Below are 16557 nucleotides of genomic sequence, written 5' to 3'. Positions count from 1 at the left end.
GCCCCGGCCCGGTGATACATCAGTCATCGGCGGCCGCATAACCGCCAAACGGCTTATGGCTTCCTCCGAAAGGGATAGGGGCTGTGCGTCAGGCCTTGTCGGAGTCCTCCAGGATCCGGTGCAGGATGGCATGGAGGTCGTCGGGGTCGACGGGCTTCTCCAGGAACATGCGGGCACCTGATGCCATCGCCCGGTCGCGGATTCTTGGGTCGGGGAACGCCGTCAGCAGAAGGACCGGCATCTCGGGCATCCGGACCTTCACGGCAACCTGCAGCTCCAATCCGCTCATCCCCGGCATGGTGATGTCCGAGATCAGGCAGCCGACGCCGTCGGACGGGGAGGCCAGGAAGTCCTCGGCGCAGGCGAACAGCGAGATGCGGTAGCCGAAGGAGCGGATCAGGCTGCCCAGGCTGTTGCGGACGATGGGGTCGTCCTCGACGATCGCGATGGTCGCGCTGGCGGGGGCCGGAACCATGGCGGCTAGCGGCCGGCGTCCCCAGCCGGAGAGGCTGCGGCCGGTGCGGAAGGGAATGGGCAGCCCGATGGGCTCATGGCGGCGGCCTTGCTGACGAAGGGAGATGCTGCCTTCAATATGGGCGACCTTGCCGGCCGGCAGAACCATACGTCCACGAGGCGGCTGCGAACCTTGGGTGGGGGCACCCCATACCAAAGGTTAGGTGCCGGGCGCGGGGGCGCGGTTCATCATGGGGCGGACCCGTCGCACGCGATCCGGATCGCCGGTTGCCCGTGCGTCGGAACCCAGCCGCCGCAACAGCGAGTGACCGAAGACCATGCACCCCGCCACGGCCGGCCGCCCGGCCGAGCAGAGCCCGTCGGACCGCAGGATCGTGCTGATCGTCGACGACGATCCGCTGCTGCGCTCGTCGCTGGACAGCCTGTTCCGCTCTGTCGGGCTGGAAACCCGCCTGTTCGCCTCGGCCCAGGACGTGATGGACGCCCAGTTCTCCGATGCGACCTGCTGCATCGTGATGGACATCCGCATGCCGCGGATGAGCGGGCTGGAATTCCAGGCCCAGCTGAACACGCGCGGCATCCGCGTGCCGATCATCTTCATCACCGGCCACGGCGACATCCCGATGTCGGTCAAGGCGATGAAGGCGGGAGCCTTCGATTTCATGACCAAGCCCTTCCGGGACCAGGAAATGCTGGACGCGGTGGAGGCGGCGCTGACGCGGGACGGCGAACGGCGCAGCCAGGACCAGGTCCTGGCCGACGGCCGCGCCCGCTACGACAGCCTGACCCCGCGGGAGAGGGAGGTGATGGCCGGGGTGACCCGCGGCCTCCTGAACAAGCAGGTGGCGGCCGAGTTGGGCATCAGCGAGATCACCGTGAAGCTCCACCGCTCCAGCCTCATGAAGAAGCTGGGGGTGCGGGCGGTCGCCGACCTCGTGCGGTTGGCCGAGGCGCTCGGCATAAACCGCGGCTGAGTTCGCAGCCGGCCGGCACGCGCGGGCGCTTGACGACGCTTGCGCGTTCTTTGCTAATTTAGTGTCGTGCCAGTGAATGGTTTACGCCAACAGGTGAGAACCTAAACCAAGGTCTAGGGGCGTTCTACCTAAACACTGCCGCGGTTTATCTGTGTCTAGTGGTGTGCGGCATGTGGCCGCGCCTACCCTGTGTGCAGGCAAGTCGGGGGGCCAAGCCGGCCGTTCCGACATGGCTCGCCCGCCGGTCTTCCGGATGACGGAAGCGGCAGCCTGCACGCAAGCCCACGGAGACACCCATGGCCACGGCCTTTCAGAGCAATCTCCACCTGCGCTACGTCCCGATCCCGGAAAAGCCCGACGTGCTGGTCCTTCGGTCGCCCCGCGGAACGGTGGGGGTCGCACGGGTCCGTTGCCAGAACGGCGGCATCGGCCGCTTCAGCAGTCCCGAGCCCGAGGATGCGTTCCTGGTGAGCCATCACCTGTCGAACTTCCAATCCGACGTCTGGGTCGACGGCGTGCTGGTGGAAAAGCCCGCCAACATCGCGGGGCTGACCACCATCCACGATTACCGCCGCACCATCGACTGCCATATGCATTCGGCCTTCGACACGCTGACCTTCCATCTTCCCCGCTCGCTTCTGGAAAGCGTCTGTCCGGATGTCCGCGGCAGCCGGCTGGAGGATCTGGCGATCGAGCCCAGCCGCCCGGTGAAGGACCCGACGGTCACCGCACTGGCGTCCGCCATGCTGCCGGCGCTGGCCTTCCCGGAGCGGATCAGCCTGCTGTTCCACGACCATCTCTGCTCGGCGCTGGCGACCCATCTGGTCACCGCCTATGGCCGGATGAACGAGGTCAGGAGCGGCGGCACGCTGGCGCCCTGGCAGGAAAAGCGGGTGAAGGAGATGATCGCCGCCAATCTGGACGGGGAAATCCGGCTGGCCGATCTCGCCGCCGAATGCCGGCTGTCGGTCGGCCATTTCGTCCGCGCCTTCCGGCGCACCGCCAACACCACCCCCTACCAGTGGCTGCTGCAGCGGCGGATCGACCATGCCAAGACGCTGATGCGCGACCGGTCCCAGACGCTGGCCGACGTGGCGCTGGCCTGCGGCTTCGCCGACCAGAGCCATTTCACCCGCACCTTCAGCCGCCTCGTCGGCGTTTCCCCCCGCGTCTGGCGGCAGCGCAATACGGCGGTCGACGCGATGCCGAAAGCCCCCGCACTCTGCCTGATGGCGGGGGCGTCGAACGCCTGAGGGGCTGCGCGGCCAGGGCAGTTCATCGAGGTGGGAACGCCGCGCGCTCCTGCGCCGTCAGTCCAGCGGCTTCAGTTCGCCCAGCAGGGTCGGCAGCAGTTCGGCGACGGTTGGGTGGATGTGGACGGCGCGCTGCAGGGTCGGGTAGGGCGCCTTGGCGTACATCATGTCCAGCACGCCGTGGATCGCCTCGTCGCCGCCGGGGCCGAGGATGGCGGCGCCCAGGATCTCCTTGCTGTCGGCATCGACGGTGATCCGCATGAAGCCCTGCGCTTCGCCCTTTTCCACCGCACGCCCGACGCGGGTCATCGGCCGCTGGCCCACCAGCGCGCGCCGGCCGGAGCGGCGGACCGCCTCGTCGGTCATGCCGACGCGGGCGAGCGGCGGGTCGGTATAGAGCGCATAGGCCTGGATGCGGTCGTCGACGCTGCGCGGATCGTCGTTCAGCAAATTGGCCGCAACGATCTCGAAATCGTTGTAGGCGGTGTGGGTGAAGGCGCCGCGCCCGTTGCAGTCGCCCATCGCCCAGATGCCTGGCACGTTGGTGCGCAGCCTGTCGTCCACCGTGACGTAGCCGCGGCTATCCGTCGCCACGCCGGCGCGGCCGAGGCCGAGATCGTCGGTGTTGGGCGTGCGCCCGACCGCCAGCAGCACATGGCTTCCCACCACCGACGGATTGCCGGACGCACAGTTCACCCCGACCTCCACGCCATCGGTATGGGGGGCGAAGCGGATGCAGTCGGCCGACAGGCGAACCGTCACGCCTTCCTTCTCCAGCAGGTCCCGGATCGCGTCGGACACGTCGGGGTCCTCGCGTGAAATCAGCCGCTTCCCCTTCTCCACCACGGTCACCTCGGCGCCGAAGCGGCGGTACATCTGCGCGAATTCCAGGCCGATGTAGCTGCCGCCGACCACCACCAGATGCCGGGGCACTTGGTCGAGGTCGAGGATCGTGCCGCTGGTGAGGATTTCCACGTCGCGCACGCCCGGCATGTCCGGCACCGCGGCGCGGGCGCCGACATTGAGGAAGATGCGCTCCGCCGTCAGCAGCTCGTCGCCGACGCGCACGCTGTTGGCGGACTCGAAACGGGCATGGCCCTGCAGGACGCGGCAGCCGGGCATGCCGCGCAGCCAGCGCTCCACATTCTGGCGCGACCGGCCGGAGACGGCGTCCTTGCGCGCCTTGACCTTTGCCATGTCGATGCGCACCGGGCCGTCCAGCATCACGCCGTATTCGGCGGCGCGCCGAGCCATCTGCGCCACGCGGGCGCTGGCGATCAGCGTCTTGGTCGGGGTGCAGCCGGTGTTGACGCAGGTGCCGCCGAACAGCTTGCGCTCCACCACCGCGACGGTCATGCCGGCGGCGGTGAGGCGCTGGGCAAGCGGCGGTCCGGCCTGGCCGGCTCCGATGATGATGGCGTCGACCATGGCGGGCTCCTGCGGCCGGATGTGTTCGTCGGGGGATCGTGGCGTGGGGGAGGATGGTAGCGCCGGTGCCGGGCGTCTTCCAAGCAAACCAAGGTATGACTGGCGGCGGCCCGTTCAGATCCGTCAACTCATCGTCAGATCCTTCAAGAAGCGGGCGCCGCCCGCCTCTAGGCTGACGGAAACGGAACAGGACAGCGCGGGGGCTGGAGGCGGAAGCATGGGAGCGAGCGGAGGGGCAGTGCCGGGCGGTTCGTACATGGCCGGGCGGCCGACCGAGCGCCGGCTCGGTGTCCTGGCGATTCCGCTGGCGCTCGCGGTTTTCGTCATCGACACCTTCACCGACATCGAGAGCGCCATCGCCGTCCTCTATGTCCTGGTCCTCCTCCTGGCGGCAACCACGCTGTCCCGGCGGGGGATCCTCCGGGTGGCGGCCGGCTGCGGGCTGCTGGCGGTGCTGTCCTTCCTGCTGTCGCACTGGCATGACATGGACCTGTCGGCGGTGCTGCGCTGCGGCGTGTCGCTGGCGGCGATCCTGATCACCGGGGCGCTGCTGGTGCGCGACCATGAGTCCCGGGCGCTGCTGGTGCGGGCCAACGGGGCGCTGGCGCGCAGCGAGAAGCGTTACCGCAGCATGTTCGAGCAGGCGCGCGTTTCCCTGTGGGAGCAGGACTTCACCGCCGTCACGGCAGCGCTCGACGCCCTGCGGGCCGATGGCGTGACGGACCTTGCCGCCCATGCGCAGGCCAATCCCGGCTGGGCGCGGGAGATGGGGGCGTTGATCGTCACCACCAACGTCAACGACGCCACCCTTGAACTGCTGGGTGCGGCCGACCGCGCGGACGTGCTGGGGCCGCTGGAACGTTTCCTTCCCGAAGACGACCCGGCCATGCCGCAGGTGCTTCTGGCGCTTTGGGACGGGCGCGACCGGTTCGAAGGGCGGGCGCAGCTGATCGCCGCCGACGGGCGCGTTCTGACCGTGCTGCTCGGCATCAGCTTCCCGGACGACGGGATCGGCTTCGATCAGGTCGTGGTCGGCATCGTCGACATCACCCAGCGCGAACGAACGCAGGAGGCGCTGCTGGCCGCCCAGGCCGAACTCGCCCGCGCCGCGCGCGCCGCCACGCTGGGGGCCCTGTCCGCCTCCATCGCCCACGAGCTGAACCAGCCGCTGGGCGCCATCGTGCTGAACGCGCAGGCCTGCCTGCGCTGGCTGCGCCGCGACCCGCCCGACATCGACACCGCCGCCAAGGCAGTGGACCGCATGATCCGCGACGGCAAGCGGGCCGCCGAGATCGTGCAGCGGACCCGCGGCATGCTGGTCAAGGATGCCCGCTGCGACGAGACCATCGACCTGCGCCGGCTGGTGGAGGAGGTGGCGCTGCTGCTGGAGCGCGAGTTGTCGGCCGCCGCCGCGGTGCTGTCCACCGACTTCGCCGCCGACGTTCCGCCGGTGCGGGGGAGCCGGGTGGGGCTGCAGCAGGTGCTGATCAACCTCGTCACCAACGGCCTGCACGCCATGGCGGAAGCCGGCAGCCCCCGGCGCGACCTGACCGTAACCGTCGACAGTCCGGAGGAAATCCAGGGCATGGCGCAGGTCAGGGTCTCCGTGCGCGACCACGGCCCGGGCATCGACGAGGGCAGCCGCGCCCGCCTGTTCGATCCCTTCTTCACCACCCGGCCGGACGGCATGGGCATGGGGCTGTCGATCTGCCGCTCCACGGTCGAATCCTGTGGCGGCACGCTGAGTGTCCACAACCATGCGGAAGGCGGTGCGGTGTTCGAGTTCACCATTCCCGCGGCGTCGCCCCAGCCATCCACCCATTTGCCGGCCACCCCATCGCCGGCCACCCTATCGCCGGGCGCGCCGCTGGCCCCGGCACGAGAGGACTGACCGCCATGCCGACGCACCCCGCAGCGCATCAGGCCCCGTCATCGGCCAAGGACGATCCGCTGGTTCTCGTCGTGGACGACGACGGCGGCATGCGGGAGGCGGTGGTCGATCTTCTGCGGTCCGTCGGCATCGAAAGCCGAGCCTTCGGCAGCACGGCCGAATTGCTGGCGGCGGCGGTTCCCGACCGGCCGGGTTGCCTGATCCTCGACGTACGGCTTCCCGGCCTGGGCGGGCTGGAGTTCCAGACGAGGCTGGAGAGCCTGGGCATCGCGCTGCCCATCGTCTTCATGACCGGCTTCGCCGACGTGCCGATGTCGGTGCGGGCGATGAAGGCCGGGGCGATGGATTTCCTGATCAAGCCCTTCCGCGACCAGGATATGCTGGACGCGGTGGAGGCCGCCATCGTCCGCGACCGGTCCCGGCGGCGCGAACGGAGCGCGGCGGAGACGGTCGAGACTCAGGCCGCGACCCTGACCCCGCGGGAGCGCGAGGTGATGGCCGCGGTGGTCAAGGGCCGGCTGAACAAGCAGATCGCCGGCGATCTCGGCATCAGCGAGGTGACGGTGAAGCTCCACCGCGGCAAGGTGATGCGGAAGATGCAGGTCCGTTCGGTCGCCGACCTCGTCCGCAAGGCGGAAATGCTGCCCACGGAGGAGTGACGGCCGGCGCCGGAGGTCAAAAGGTCATCGAGAAGGCCAGTTCGGCCGAGCGCGGGCGGCCGAGCACCCAGCTGCTGGTGCTGCCGGCCACGGCATAGACCTCGTCGAACAGGTTGAAGGCGCGCAGGCTCAGCTTGGTGTTGCCGGTCGGCCGATAGTCCAGCCCGGCATTGACGACGGTGTAGGCCGGCCGCACGCTGGTATTGGTGGCGTCGGCGTAGGTCTTGCCGACATATTGCAGGCCGGCCCGCGCCTCCCAGCCCGGCAGGAAGGTCCAGCTGGCCCAGACATTGGCGGTGCGTTCCGGCACGCCGGTCGGCACGTTGCCGGCATAGGACACCGCGCGGCCCGATACGGACTGGGTGAAGTCGTCATATTTGGCCCGCAGAAGCGCGCCGTTGACGTCCACCCGCACGCCCTCCCACAGGCCGAGCGACAGGGAGGCCTCCAGCCCCCGCGACGATTGCCGGCCGACCTGCATCGTCACGCCGGGTCGGTTGGGGTCGGTGGTGAGCAGCTTGTCCTTGACGATGCGGTAGGCGGCCAGCGTCCACTCGCCGCGTCCTTCAAGGAAGGACTGCTTGACGCCGATCTCCACCTGCCGGCCGGTGGACAGGTCGAAATCCTTCTGCGTCGGCGACAGCGAAATCAGATTCCCGACCGGATCGACCGCGGTGGCGTACTGGCCATAGACGGCCAGACCGGGCATCACCTCGTACACCGCGCCGGTCCGCCAGCTGGTGGCGCGGAAGTCCTTGGTGTAGCTGCTTCCCGTCACCAGATCCCAGCGCTCCACCGTCGGCGCGTCATGGCGGATGCCGCCGACCAGCGACAGCCGCGGCGTCACCGACAGCCTGTCCTCGGCGAACAGGGAGTATTGGCGGGTGCGCGACCGGCTGCGCGGGGTGGTGCCGGCGCTGTTGAGGAACAGGCCGGGCGCCGGATCGAACGGATCGACCGTGCTGGAGCCGCCATAGGGCGAATTGTTGGCGTGCTTGAACTCGATCCGGTTCAGGTCGAAGCCGCCGACCAGCTCGTTCCTCATGCCGAAGAGGCTGCTGCGCCACGTCGCGTCGAAGCGGTCACCGACCTGCCGCTGGTCGTGGTAGATCTCGATGTAGCTGTCGCGCACCACCTGCCGGCTGGCGGCGTTCCAGGCGTAGCTTTCCACATCCTTCCAATGGCGGTGGCTGGTCAGGTGATAGGCGGTGTTGCGCAGGGTCAGCGCGTCGGACACCGCCCATTCGGCCTTCAACTGGGTCCAGTTGTCGCCATAGCGGATCTCGCTGTCGGCCACGTTGAAATTGCGGTGCCGCAGCGCGCGGTCGAGCCGGCCGGCGATCAGCGGCGTCCCGAAATACTCCTGCGGCTGCTGGTCTCCGTAATCGTTGGACAGGGTGACGGCGAGGTCCGGCGTCGCCTGCAGCTTCACAGCACCGGAGACGGCGAGGGACTTGTTGTCGCCGCGGTCGACCCAGCCGTCGGAGCGGTTGCCGCTGACATCCAGCCGGTAGGACAGCTTTTCGCCGAGCGGACCGCCGCTGCCGGCGGCGGCGCGCCGGGTGCCGTCGGTGCCGATGGCGACCATCGCCTCGTTGCGGAACTCAGTCGTCGGCCGCTTGGGCACCACATTGACGACGCCGCCGATGGCGCCCTCGCCATAGAGGACGGAGGCGGGGCCGCGCAGCACCTCGATCCGCTCCGTCGACCATGTGTCGAAGGGGAAGGTGACGGTTCCCGACCCGACATAGAGCCGGGTCCCGTCATAAAGCTGCATCACCGAGCCATGTCCGGCGAAGCCGCGCGTCGCCAGCGAGGAGCCGCCATTGCCCGGAGCGGCGAGCGAGGTGAAGCCGGTGGCGTTCTGGGTGACCGCCTCGGTCACGTTGGTCTGGCCGCGGTCGCGGATGGTCCGGCCGGAGATCACCTCGATGCTGGCCGGGGTTTCCAGCGGGGTGAGGTCGAGCCGGCTGCCGCCGCTATTCGGCCGGTCGAGCGCCAGACCGGAGGGCGCCGCGTCCGTGGAGCGGCCGGTGACCGTGACCGGGGACAGCGTGAGCGGCGCGTCGCCGTCCTCGGCACTTGCCGCCGCCGGGGCGACGGAGGCTGCGACCAGGAACAGCGTCGCCAGCGGGGCGGGCCGGCGGCGATGGCGGCGGGAACGGGCAGGCGGCATTGATGATTCTCCGGAATGGTTTGGAAAAGGGCATGGGAAGGCGTTCCGCGAAGAGGGGCTTCGCGGCGGATGGTTCGGGACTTGCTGAAAGGTCGCTCAGGACGTTACGGGTCTGGGCGGCGGCGCATCAGCCACAGGAAGAAGGCGCCGCCGACCAGGGCCGTGGCCACGCCGACGGGGATCTCGCGCGGGGCGAACAACGTCCGTGCGGCGACATCCACCCACAGCAGGAGCAGGGCTCCGCCGAGCGCCGCTACCGGCAGCAGCGTCCGCAGATGGCCGCCCACCAGCAGGCGCGCGATGTGGGGCAGCACCAGCCCGACGAAGCCGATGCCGCCGCAGGCCGACACCAGCGCGCCAGTCATCAGCGCGGTGACGACGAACAGTTCCAGTCGCAGCCGCTGCGGATCGGTGCCGAGCGAGCGGGCCGCATCGTCGCCGAGCGCCAGCGTGTTGACCGTCTCGGCCCGCAGCCACAGCCAGCCGAGCCCGCACAGCGTCAGCAGGGCTGGCGCCGGCAGGACGCTCCAGCGCGCGGTGCCGAAGCCGCCCATCATCCAGAACAGCGCGGCATCGGCGCTGCGGTCCGCCGCCGCGACGATCAGGGTGTTGGTGACGGCGTGCAGGATGAAGGCGACCGCGACGCCGGTCAGCACCAGCCGCTCGCCGGTCACGCTGCCGTCACGTCCGCGCGCGGCGGCGAAGACGGCCAGCATGGCGGCGAGCGCGCCGAGGAAGGCCGCGGCCGGCAGGCTCAACGTTCCGGCCACCACGCCGGCGAACAGGATGACGCTCACCGCCCCGACCGACGCGCCGGCCGACACGCCGAACAGATAGGGGTCGGCCAGCGGGTTGCGCGTCACCACCTGCAGCACCGCCCCCACCGCGGCCAGCCCGGCGCCGGCCAGCGCGCCCAGCAGAACGCGCGGCAGCCGCAATTCCCAGACGATGTTGCGCTCCGCCCGGCCGAAGCCCTGCGCCGGGAAGGCCGCCGGCCAAAGCTCGTGCGAGACGACCGACCAGACCGTGGCGACTGGGATGCGGGCGGCGCCGAATCCGACCGCGGCGAACAGCGACAGGAACAGGGCGGCGGACAGCACGAGGCACAGGCGCAGCGTGCGGGGGCGGTTCATGGCGTGAACAGCTCCGGGTGCAGCGTCCGGGCCATTCGCTCCAAAGCATCGACATTGCGGGTCGACGGGGTCTGTTCGGCATAGGTCAGGACGATGAACTGCCGCTTGCGCACAGCCTCCACATCGGCCAGCTGCGGGGCGGACAGCAGGTAGCGGATGGCGGCTTCGGCCGGGATGCGGTGGTCGCTGACGATGATCCATTGCGGGTCGCGCCGCGCCATCTCCTCCCAGCTGACCCGGACATAGCTGTCGGCGATGTCGTCGAAGATGTTGCGGCCGCCGGCCAGATCCATCAGCAGGCTGGTCATGCCCTCGCGGCCGACCGACAGCGGGGCGGCGTCGGTGTGGCAATCGTCGCAATACATGACGCGCGGGCGTTGGGCCGCAGTGCCGGTCAGCCGGGTGACCGCGGCGACGCGGCGGCGGAAGTCGGCGACCATGGCCTCCGCCCGGTCGGCGATGCCGAAAATCCGGCCCAGCGCCAGCAGGTCGGCGTAGAGCGTCTCCATGCCGATCGGCTCGCGCGGGCCGATGCGGATGCAGCTTTCCCGCAGCGTGTAGGTGGCGACGCCCATCTCTGCGAGGCGGGCCGGGGTGAGGCCGCGCGCCTCGTTGAAGCCATAGCTCCAGCCGGCGAACAGGAAGTCCGGATCGGCGGCCAGCACCGCCTCCAGCGTCGGGGCGCGGTCCGGCAGCTGGGGCAGGGCGGCGACCACACCCGGCGGTGCGATCAGGTGGCGTTCCGCCCCGGCGATGCCGGAAACCGCGACCAGCCGGTCGGCCAGCCCGAGATCCAGCATGGTCTGCGTCATGTTGACGTCATGGACCATCGGCCGCTTGGGAGGTGCGTCGAACCGGGCGGTTTCGAAGCAGTTGGCGACCTCGACCGGATGGCTCTGCGCCTGCGTGGGAGCGAAAGGCAGCGCAAGCGCGGCGGCGAGCAGGGCGCTGCGCACAACGGGGCGGAACAGGACCGGGATCATGCAAGGTCCAGTCGGTTCGGCGCCAGCGGTGACAGGTCGATGCGCAGCCGGCCGTCGCATGGGCGGCGATCCACTGCGGCGGCAACCCGGTAGACGGCGGTGAGGCGTTCCGCCGTCAGCGCCTCTTCCGGCGCAGCGTCTGCCTGCAGGCGGCCGTCCTTCAGCAACAGCAGGCGGTCGCACCAGCGCGCCGCCAGTTCGATGTCGTGCAGCGTCATCACCGCGGTGATGCCCAGCGAACGCACCAGATCGAGGACGGCGAAGCGGTGCTGGATGTCCAGATGGTTGGTCGGCTCGTCCAGCAGCAGGATGCGCGGGCGTTGCGCCAGGGCGCGGGCGATCATCACCCGCTGCCGTTCGCCGCCCGACAGCTGTTCGACCGGCCGCTCGGCCAGCGCCTCCAACTCCAGCCGGGCCAGCGCATCCTCGACGATGGCGCGATCCTCCGCCCCGCTTGCCGAGAAGACCGAGCGGCGGTGAACCAGCCGGCCCATGCCGACCACGTCGCGCACGGTAAAGCCGAGTGCGGCGGCGGAGTCCTGTGCCTGGAGCGCCAGCCGGCGGGCAAGCTCTGCCGGGCGCAGGGCGCGCGGATCGGCGCCGTCGATGCGGATCCGCCCGGTCGAAGGCGCCTGCAGGCCGGCAAGGCAGCGCAGCAGCGTGGTCTTGCCGGAGCCGTTCGGTCCGAGAATGCCGAGGACAGCCCCGTGCGGAACGGAAAATCCGATGTCCGACAGGACCTTGCGGCCGGCCAGTTCGCAGCTCAGCCCGTCCACCGAGACGGCGTGGATCCGGCGGGGGTGGGGTGCCTGTGTGGGGGAAGGCGCTGGCGTCATCCGTGCATCCTGCCGTTGTGGGCGGGAGGGTCGAGGCGGACGCATTGCGGAACACGCGGGCAATCCGGCGCGGAATCCGGACGTGCGGTGGCAAGCGTTCCACCGGGACACCCCGCCCGAGGACGTTTCGTTTTGGCGCTGGCAGGTCTCCTGGCTTGCGGGTCATCACCGGTCCGTTCGGCCTTCCCAGCGCCGACAGGCGCCAGTGGCAGGAAATGACGGAACGGCTCACCGCTCACAGTTGCGGGGACAGCTCCGGTCTCGCCGCGCGGCGCGGCTCACCGGATTCCCTCTTAGCTTCCGGCGGCGGCCGCCGGAAGAACCAGTACCAGGGCCATTCATGAGCGACCCGGCTGCAGAGGTCAAGGTTCGAAACGAAATGGCCGCGGGAAATTTCTTTGCGACATGACCCTGACTTGGGTGCCGATGTCGGCCCTGTTTACGTCGGGCCGGTCATAGGGCGTGGCCTCGCGCGTCGGAGGCGGCGGGGAGGGCGTCCACAAATCGATCCGCAAAATGGGTCATCGTCATGCCGGTCCGGTCGTTGCTGGGTCGCGTTACGTGCCAAGACGTAACATTATAACATTACATATCCGGCTGGTGCGAATCCCGCAAGGAGAAGATCGGCAGGGGCGGGACCCTGCCGTGGTAAGCAAAAACTCTGTTTGCCTCCGCCGTCACGCCAGATTGACGAGCAGGGCCTCCAGCATGCGGTCGCAGGCGGCCAGTTGTTCCTCGGTGATGAACTCGTCGGGCTTGTGGGCTTCGCCGATGCTGCCGGGGCCGCACACCACGGTGGGCATGGACAGCCGGCGCTGGAACAATCCGCCTTCCGTTCCGAAAGAGATCTTGCCGGTGCTGTTGCCGCCGGTCAGCGTCTTGACGAACGCCACCACCTCCGCGTTGCCGTCGGTGTCGAGCGCCGGATAGCTGGACAACTCGCCGATCGACAGTCCGGCGGTTGGGAAATCGGACCGCAGGCGCCGGACGATGCCGTCGGCCTCCTCCCGGATGGCGTCCACGAGCGGTTCCACCGGATCCTGCGGCAGATGGCGGATTTCGAAGTCGAGACGGCAGCGGTTCGGCACGATGTTCAGCGCTTCGCCGCCCTGGATGACCCCGGCATGGATCGTGGTCCAGGGCACGTCGTAGGCGTCGTCATGCGTGCCTTCGACGCGCAGCCGGTCCTGGATGCGGCGCAATCCCGTCAACAGGTCGCTCGCCATGTGGATCGCGTTCAGACCCTGCGGCGCAAGGCTCGAATGGCATTCGACGCCGTGGCAGTCGGCGCTGAGAGCCGTCTTGCCCTTGTGGGCGGTGACCACCTGCATGCCGGTCGGTTCGCCGACGATGCAGAAGCGCGGACGGACAGGCAGGGCCGCCATCATCTCGATCAGGCGGCGGACGCCGAGACAGCCGACCTCCTCGTCATAGGACAGGGCCAGATGCAGGGGCTGGGACAGGGGCCGTCCGGCGGCGCGGTCGAACAAGGCGAGGCTTGCGGCGATGAAGCCCTTCATGTCGGCGGTGCCCCGGCCGAACAGCTTGCCGTCCCGGCGGATCAGCCGGAAGGGGTCGCCGGTCCAGGCCTGTCCTTCGACCGGCACCACATCGCTGTGCCCAGACAGCATGACGCCGGAGCGATCGGCGGGACCGAGCGTCGCGAACAGGTTGGCCTTTCGCCCATCCTCGCTCGGCACCAGCCATGTGGTTGCGCCGGCGGCCTCCAGCCGCTCCTGTACCCAACGGATCAGGTCCAGGTTGCTGTCGCGGCTGACGGTGCGGAAGGCAACCAGCCGTTCCAGAATGTCGATGGTCGCCGTCATGGGGATTTCCTCGCTTCTTAGATGCGCTTTTCAGGCGGCGTTCAACCGGTCGACGGCGCGACGCCAGCCGTTGCGGATCGCCTCTGCATCGACATGCCGGCCGTCCCGCACCACCAGCCGTCCCCCCGCCACCACGTCGCGCACCGCGTCGCGGGCGCCCGCGAAGACGTAGGAGTCCAGCAGCATGTCGTCGGTTCGGCCGTACAGCCGCGGATCGTCGGGGTTCAGCACGATAAGATCGGCGCGCTGGCCCGTGGCGAGACCGCCCGCCGGCCCCGGCAGGCCGAGCGCCTGCGCGCCCCCGGCGACGGCCGCCCGGTAAAGTGCCGCTCCGGTCGAGGCGCCGGCCGCCGGTGCCAGCAGGTTGCGCCGCCTCGCGGCCAGCCGTTGCCCGAACTCCAGCAGCCGCAATTCCTCCGCGGCGTCGATGATGACCTGGCTGTCGGACCCGATGCCGAACCGTCCGCCTTGGGTCAGGAACTCGCGGGCCGGGAACAGCCCGTCGCCCAGATCGGCCTCCGTCGTCGGGCAGAGGCCGGCGACGGCGCCCGACGCCGCGATCCCCGCCACCTCGTCCGGGGTGACGTGGGTCGCATGGACGAGGCACCAGGAGGGCCCCAGCCAGCCGCGGTCGAGCAGCCATTGCACTGGCCGCCGGCCCGACCAGGCAAGGCAGGCATCCACCTCCGCCGTCTGTTCGGCGACATGGATGTGGACCGGCGCCGCCGGGTCGAGCGCCGACAGGCCGTCCAGCGCCGCCGCCATGGCGTCGGGCGACACCGCGCGCAGGGAATGGAGGGCGAGGCCGGTGCGGTGGCCGCCGGGTGCCGCGCGGCAGGCCTCGATGATCGCCAGCAGCCTGTCGGGATCGTTCAGGAAACGGCGCTGCCCCTCGCCCGCCGGCTGTCGGCCGAAGCCGCCCTGGGCGTAGAGCACCGGCAGGTGGGTCAGACCGATCCCGGTGGCGTCCGCCGCGGCGAGGATGCGTTTCGAGGTCTCGGCCAAATCGGCATAGGGCCGGCCATCGGCATCGTGGTGGAGGTAATGGAACTCCGCCACCGAGGTATAGCCCCGCTCCAGCATCTCGGCATAGGCCATCGCCGCCACCGCCTGGAGGCTGTCGGGATCGATGCGGCCGACGAAGCCGTACATCACCTCCCGCCAGCTCCAGAAGCTGTCCTCCGCCGGCCCGGCCCGCTCGGTCAGCCCGGCCATCGCCCGCTGGAAGGCATGGCTGTGCAGGTTGGGCATGCCGGGGATGACGGGGCCGGCGGCCCGCTCGACCCCGACCGGCGGGGCGTCGAGCCCCGCCTCCAGCCCCGTGATCAGCCCTTGGGCGTCGAAACCCAGCAGCACCCCCGATGCCCAGCCGTCGGCCAGCAGCGCCCGGTCGCAGAACAGCCGGTCGAGCCGGCGCGCGGCAGTCATCGCCTTGCACTCCCCCTCATCGTCACTTGGCGTCGAAATAGCCGGCCTGGATGGTCTTGCCGATCAGGTTGCAGATGATGCGCCCTGCGGTGATGGCGGTGATGCCGTTCAGGTCCTTCTTCGGCGTGATCTCCACGATGTCCATGCCGACGACGCGGCCCTTGGCCACCAGCCCGTGGATGAGCGTGCGGATCTGTGGATAGGTGACGCCGCCGGGCGCGGGGCCGTTGACTGCCGGCATGATGGTCGGGTCCATGCCGTCGGCGTCGATGGTCAGATAATAGCGGCCGCCGTCGGGGATGCGGTCCAGAACGGCCTTCATCCCGACATCCTGCAATTCCACGTCGGGGACCAGCACCGCGCCATAGGACAGCGCAGCCTCGACCTCTTCCGGCCGGGCGCTGCCGGCCGAACGCAGGCCGATCTGGAAGATCTGGCCGATGTGGTCCATTTCCGCGGCGCGGCGGATCGGGCTGGAATAGCCGTTGCGGGCGCCGTTCACGTCGTCGCGCCAGTCCAGATGGGCGTCGATGTGGACCAGCGTGATCGGCCCCTGGTCGTCATAGGCGCGCAGGACCGGGATCGGGATGCCGTGGTCGCCGCCGATGACGATGGGCAGCATGCCCTTGGCGAGCATCCGGCGAACCACCACCTCGGCATTCTGGTAATGCAGGTCGAGGTTGCGGGGATCGGCCTTCACGTCGCCGCAATCCACCACCTTGATGTCCTTGCCGCCCAGCAGCGGACCGCCGATGTCGAAGTCCCAGCGCTCCAGCTTGCGCAGCGCGCGCTCGGTGTAGCGGCGCACCCAGGTCGGGGCGTTGGTCTGGTCGTTCGTCACCTCGTCGATCGAATAGGGATCGCCGTAGGGAATGCCGAGGATGCCGATATGGCCGTCGAGCTGGTCGATGTCGGTGCAGATCGGGAAGTCGAGGAAGCTCTGCAGCTCGCGGCGCGGCGGGTTGGTCAGGCTGGTGCTCATGGTGGCGGTTCTTCTTGTCGGTTCATGACGGATGGGCGAAGGGCGCGCCGCGCCTCAGGCGGCGTCGGGGATCACGGCGGTCGCGTCGACCTCCACCACCCATTCCGGGCGGGCGAGCGCGCTGACCACGATGCCGGTCGACACCGGATAGACCCCCTTCAGCCACTTGCCGATGGTGCGGTAGACCGGCTCGCGATAGCGCGGATCGGTGATGTAGACGGTGATCTTGCAGATGTGCTCCAGCGACGAGCCCGCCTCTTCCAGCAGCATCTTGATGTTGGCCATCGCCTGCTCGGTCTGGCCGGCGGCATCGCCGACGGCGACACTTTCGCTGGTGTCGAGGTTCTGGCCGATCTGGCCGCGGACGAAGACCATGGTGCCGCGCGCGACGACGGTCTGGCACAGGTCGTTGTCCAGCGCCTGTTCGGGATAGGTCTTCTTGGTGTTGAACTGACGGATGCGGGTGTGGACGGTCATGGCGGGTTCCCTGGTTCCGGTATGCGGGATCGGTTCT

The 16557-nt window shown here is 69.4% G+C and carries 14 protein-coding genes and 1 riboswitch; of the genes, 4 read left to right on the top strand and 10 right to left on the bottom strand.

Going from position 1 to position 16557, the window contains the following annotated elements; translation table 11 throughout:
* Positions 1-88: 88 nt before the first annotated feature.
* Positions 89-622, bottom strand: coding sequence for a response regulator transcription factor (locus tag ACWPKK_RS21125; RefSeq protein WP_452007949.1), 534 nt, complete (start codon positions 620-622; stop codon positions 89-91).
* Positions 623-791: 169 nt separating this feature from the next.
* Here ACWPKK_RS21125 and ACWPKK_RS21120 point away from each other — a divergent pair, with 169 nt between their 5' ends.
* Positions 792-1448: a response regulator transcription factor gene (locus ACWPKK_RS21120; protein ID WP_452007947.1), complete on the top strand. Its 657-nt coding sequence runs from the start codon at positions 792-794 to the stop codon at positions 1446-1448.
* Between the two features lie 296 nt (positions 1449-1744).
* Entirely contained in the window at positions 1745-2701 is a 957-nt protein-coding gene (locus tag ACWPKK_RS21115) for a helix-turn-helix transcriptional regulator (RefSeq protein ID WP_452007944.1), read from the top strand.
* A gap of 57 nt (positions 2702-2758) precedes the next feature.
* Here the strand turns inward: ACWPKK_RS21115 and ACWPKK_RS21110 are convergent, their stop codons facing one another.
* Positions 2759-4129, bottom strand: a complete 1371-nt coding sequence (locus ACWPKK_RS21110) for an FAD-containing oxidoreductase (RefSeq protein WP_452007942.1) — start codon at positions 4127-4129, stop codon at positions 2759-2761.
* A gap of 217 nt (positions 4130-4346) precedes the next feature.
* Between ACWPKK_RS21110 and ACWPKK_RS21105 the strand changes: the two genes are divergently transcribed.
* Together ACWPKK_RS21105 and ACWPKK_RS21100 are read left to right on the top strand one after the other, a co-directional pair.
* Positions 4347-6020: an ATP-binding protein gene (locus tag ACWPKK_RS21105; RefSeq protein WP_452007939.1), complete on the top strand. Its 1674-nt coding sequence runs from the start codon at positions 4347-4349 to the stop codon at positions 6018-6020.
* A 5-nt stretch (positions 6021-6025) separates the two neighbouring features.
* Complete coding sequence (locus tag ACWPKK_RS21100; RefSeq protein ID WP_452007936.1) at positions 6026-6679, top strand: response regulator transcription factor; 654 nt, start codon at positions 6026-6028, stop codon at positions 6677-6679.
* A gap of 16 nt (positions 6680-6695) precedes the next feature.
* Here ACWPKK_RS21100 and ACWPKK_RS21095 read toward each other — a convergent pair whose 3' ends face one another.
* The 8 genes from ACWPKK_RS21095 to ACWPKK_RS21060 form a co-directional block, all read right to left on the bottom strand.
* Positions 6696-8855 carry a TonB-dependent receptor gene (locus ACWPKK_RS21095; RefSeq protein WP_452007934.1) on the bottom strand — a complete coding sequence of 720 codons (2160 nt, stop codon included), beginning with the start codon at positions 8853-8855 and terminating at the stop codon, positions 6696-6698.
* A gap of 104 nt (positions 8856-8959) precedes the next feature.
* Positions 8960-9988 carry a FecCD family ABC transporter permease gene (locus ACWPKK_RS21090; RefSeq protein ID WP_452007931.1) on the bottom strand — a complete coding sequence of 343 codons (1029 nt, stop codon included), beginning with the start codon at positions 9986-9988 and terminating at the stop codon, positions 8960-8962.
* Positions 9985-10971: an ABC transporter substrate-binding protein gene (locus tag ACWPKK_RS21085; protein ID WP_452007929.1), complete on the bottom strand. Its 987-nt coding sequence runs from the start codon at positions 10969-10971 to the stop codon at positions 9985-9987. The genes ACWPKK_RS21090 and ACWPKK_RS21085 overlap by 4 nt, the downstream gene beginning before the upstream one ends.
* Positions 10968-11807, bottom strand: coding sequence for an ABC transporter ATP-binding protein (locus ACWPKK_RS21080; protein WP_452007926.1), 840 nt, complete (start codon positions 11805-11807; stop codon positions 10968-10970). Before ACWPKK_RS21080 ends, ACWPKK_RS21085 begins: the two co-directional genes overlap by 4 nt.
* 123 nt (positions 11808-11930) lie before the next feature.
* Positions 11931-12149, bottom strand: a riboswitch (cobalamin riboswitch).
* A 335-nt stretch (positions 12150-12484) separates the two neighbouring features.
* A complete protein-coding gene (gene argE, locus ACWPKK_RS21075) occupies positions 12485-13633 on the bottom strand; it encodes an acetylornithine deacetylase (RefSeq protein WP_452007924.1) in 1149 nt (382 codons plus the stop codon).
* A gap of 30 nt (positions 13634-13663) precedes the next feature.
* Positions 13664-15061 carry a formimidoylglutamate deiminase gene (locus ACWPKK_RS21070; protein WP_452007922.1) on the bottom strand — a complete coding sequence of 466 codons (1398 nt, stop codon included), beginning with the start codon at positions 15059-15061 and terminating at the stop codon, positions 13664-13666.
* Between the two features lie 22 nt (positions 15062-15083).
* The gene (locus tag ACWPKK_RS21065; protein ID WP_452007920.1) at positions 15084-16043 is read right to left on the bottom strand and encodes an agmatinase; all 960 of its coding nucleotides are present in this window, start codon (positions 16041-16043) and stop codon (positions 15084-15086) included.
* Positions 16044-16097: 54 nt separating this feature from the next.
* Positions 16098-16520, bottom strand: a complete 423-nt coding sequence (locus tag ACWPKK_RS21060) for a RidA family protein (protein WP_111069517.1) — start codon at positions 16518-16520, stop codon at positions 16098-16100.
* Positions 16521-16557: the final 37 nt, after the last annotated feature.

The sequence above is a fragment of the Azospirillum largimobile genome (assembly GCF_977007025.2).
This window is presented reverse-complemented; position numbering and strand designations above follow the sequence as displayed.

Bases quoted from the DNA above. Each gene is read 5' to 3' on its own strand.
- ACWPKK_RS21120 (WP_452007947.1), top strand. From the start codon at position 792: ATGCACCCCGCCACGGCCGGCCGCCCGGCCGAGCAGAGCCCGTCGGAC.
- argE (WP_452007924.1), bottom strand. From the start codon at position 13,633: ATGACGGCGACCATCGACATTCTGGAACGGCTGGTTGCCTTCCGCACC.
- ACWPKK_RS21080 (WP_452007926.1), bottom strand. From the start codon at position 11,807: ATGACGCCAGCGCCTTCCCCCACACAGGCACCCCACCCCCGCCGGATC.
- ACWPKK_RS21065 (WP_452007920.1), bottom strand. From the start codon at position 16,043: ATGAGCACCAGCCTGACCAACCCGCCGCGCCGCGAGCTGCAGAGCTTC.
- ACWPKK_RS21090 (WP_452007931.1), bottom strand. From the start codon at position 9,988: ATGAACCGCCCCCGCACGCTGCGCCTGTGCCTCGTGCTGTCCGCCGCC.
- ACWPKK_RS21105 (WP_452007939.1), top strand. From the start codon at position 4,347: ATGGGAGCGAGCGGAGGGGCAGTGCCGGGCGGTTCGTACATGGCCGGG.
- ACWPKK_RS21095 (WP_452007934.1), bottom strand. From the start codon at position 8,855: ATGCCGCCTGCCCGTTCCCGCCGCCATCGCCGCCGGCCCGCCCCGCTG.
- ACWPKK_RS21070 (WP_452007922.1), bottom strand. From the start codon at position 15,061: ATGACTGCCGCGCGCCGGCTCGACCGGCTGTTCTGCGACCGGGCGCTG.
- ACWPKK_RS21125 (WP_452007949.1), bottom strand. From the start codon at position 622: ATGGTTCTGCCGGCCGGCAAGGTCGCCCATATTGAAGGCAGCATCTCC.
- ACWPKK_RS21110 (WP_452007942.1), bottom strand. From the start codon at position 4,129: ATGGTCGACGCCATCATCATCGGAGCCGGCCAGGCCGGACCGCCGCTT.
- ACWPKK_RS21060 (WP_111069517.1), bottom strand. From the start codon at position 16,520: ATGACCGTCCACACCCGCATCCGTCAGTTCAACACCAAGAAGACCTAT.
- ACWPKK_RS21100 (WP_452007936.1), top strand. From the start codon at position 6,026: ATGCCGACGCACCCCGCAGCGCATCAGGCCCCGTCATCGGCCAAGGAC.
- ACWPKK_RS21085 (WP_452007929.1), bottom strand. From the start codon at position 10,971: ATGATCCCGGTCCTGTTCCGCCCCGTTGTGCGCAGCGCCCTGCTCGCC.
- ACWPKK_RS21115 (WP_452007944.1), top strand. From the start codon at position 1,745: ATGGCCACGGCCTTTCAGAGCAATCTCCACCTGCGCTACGTCCCGATC.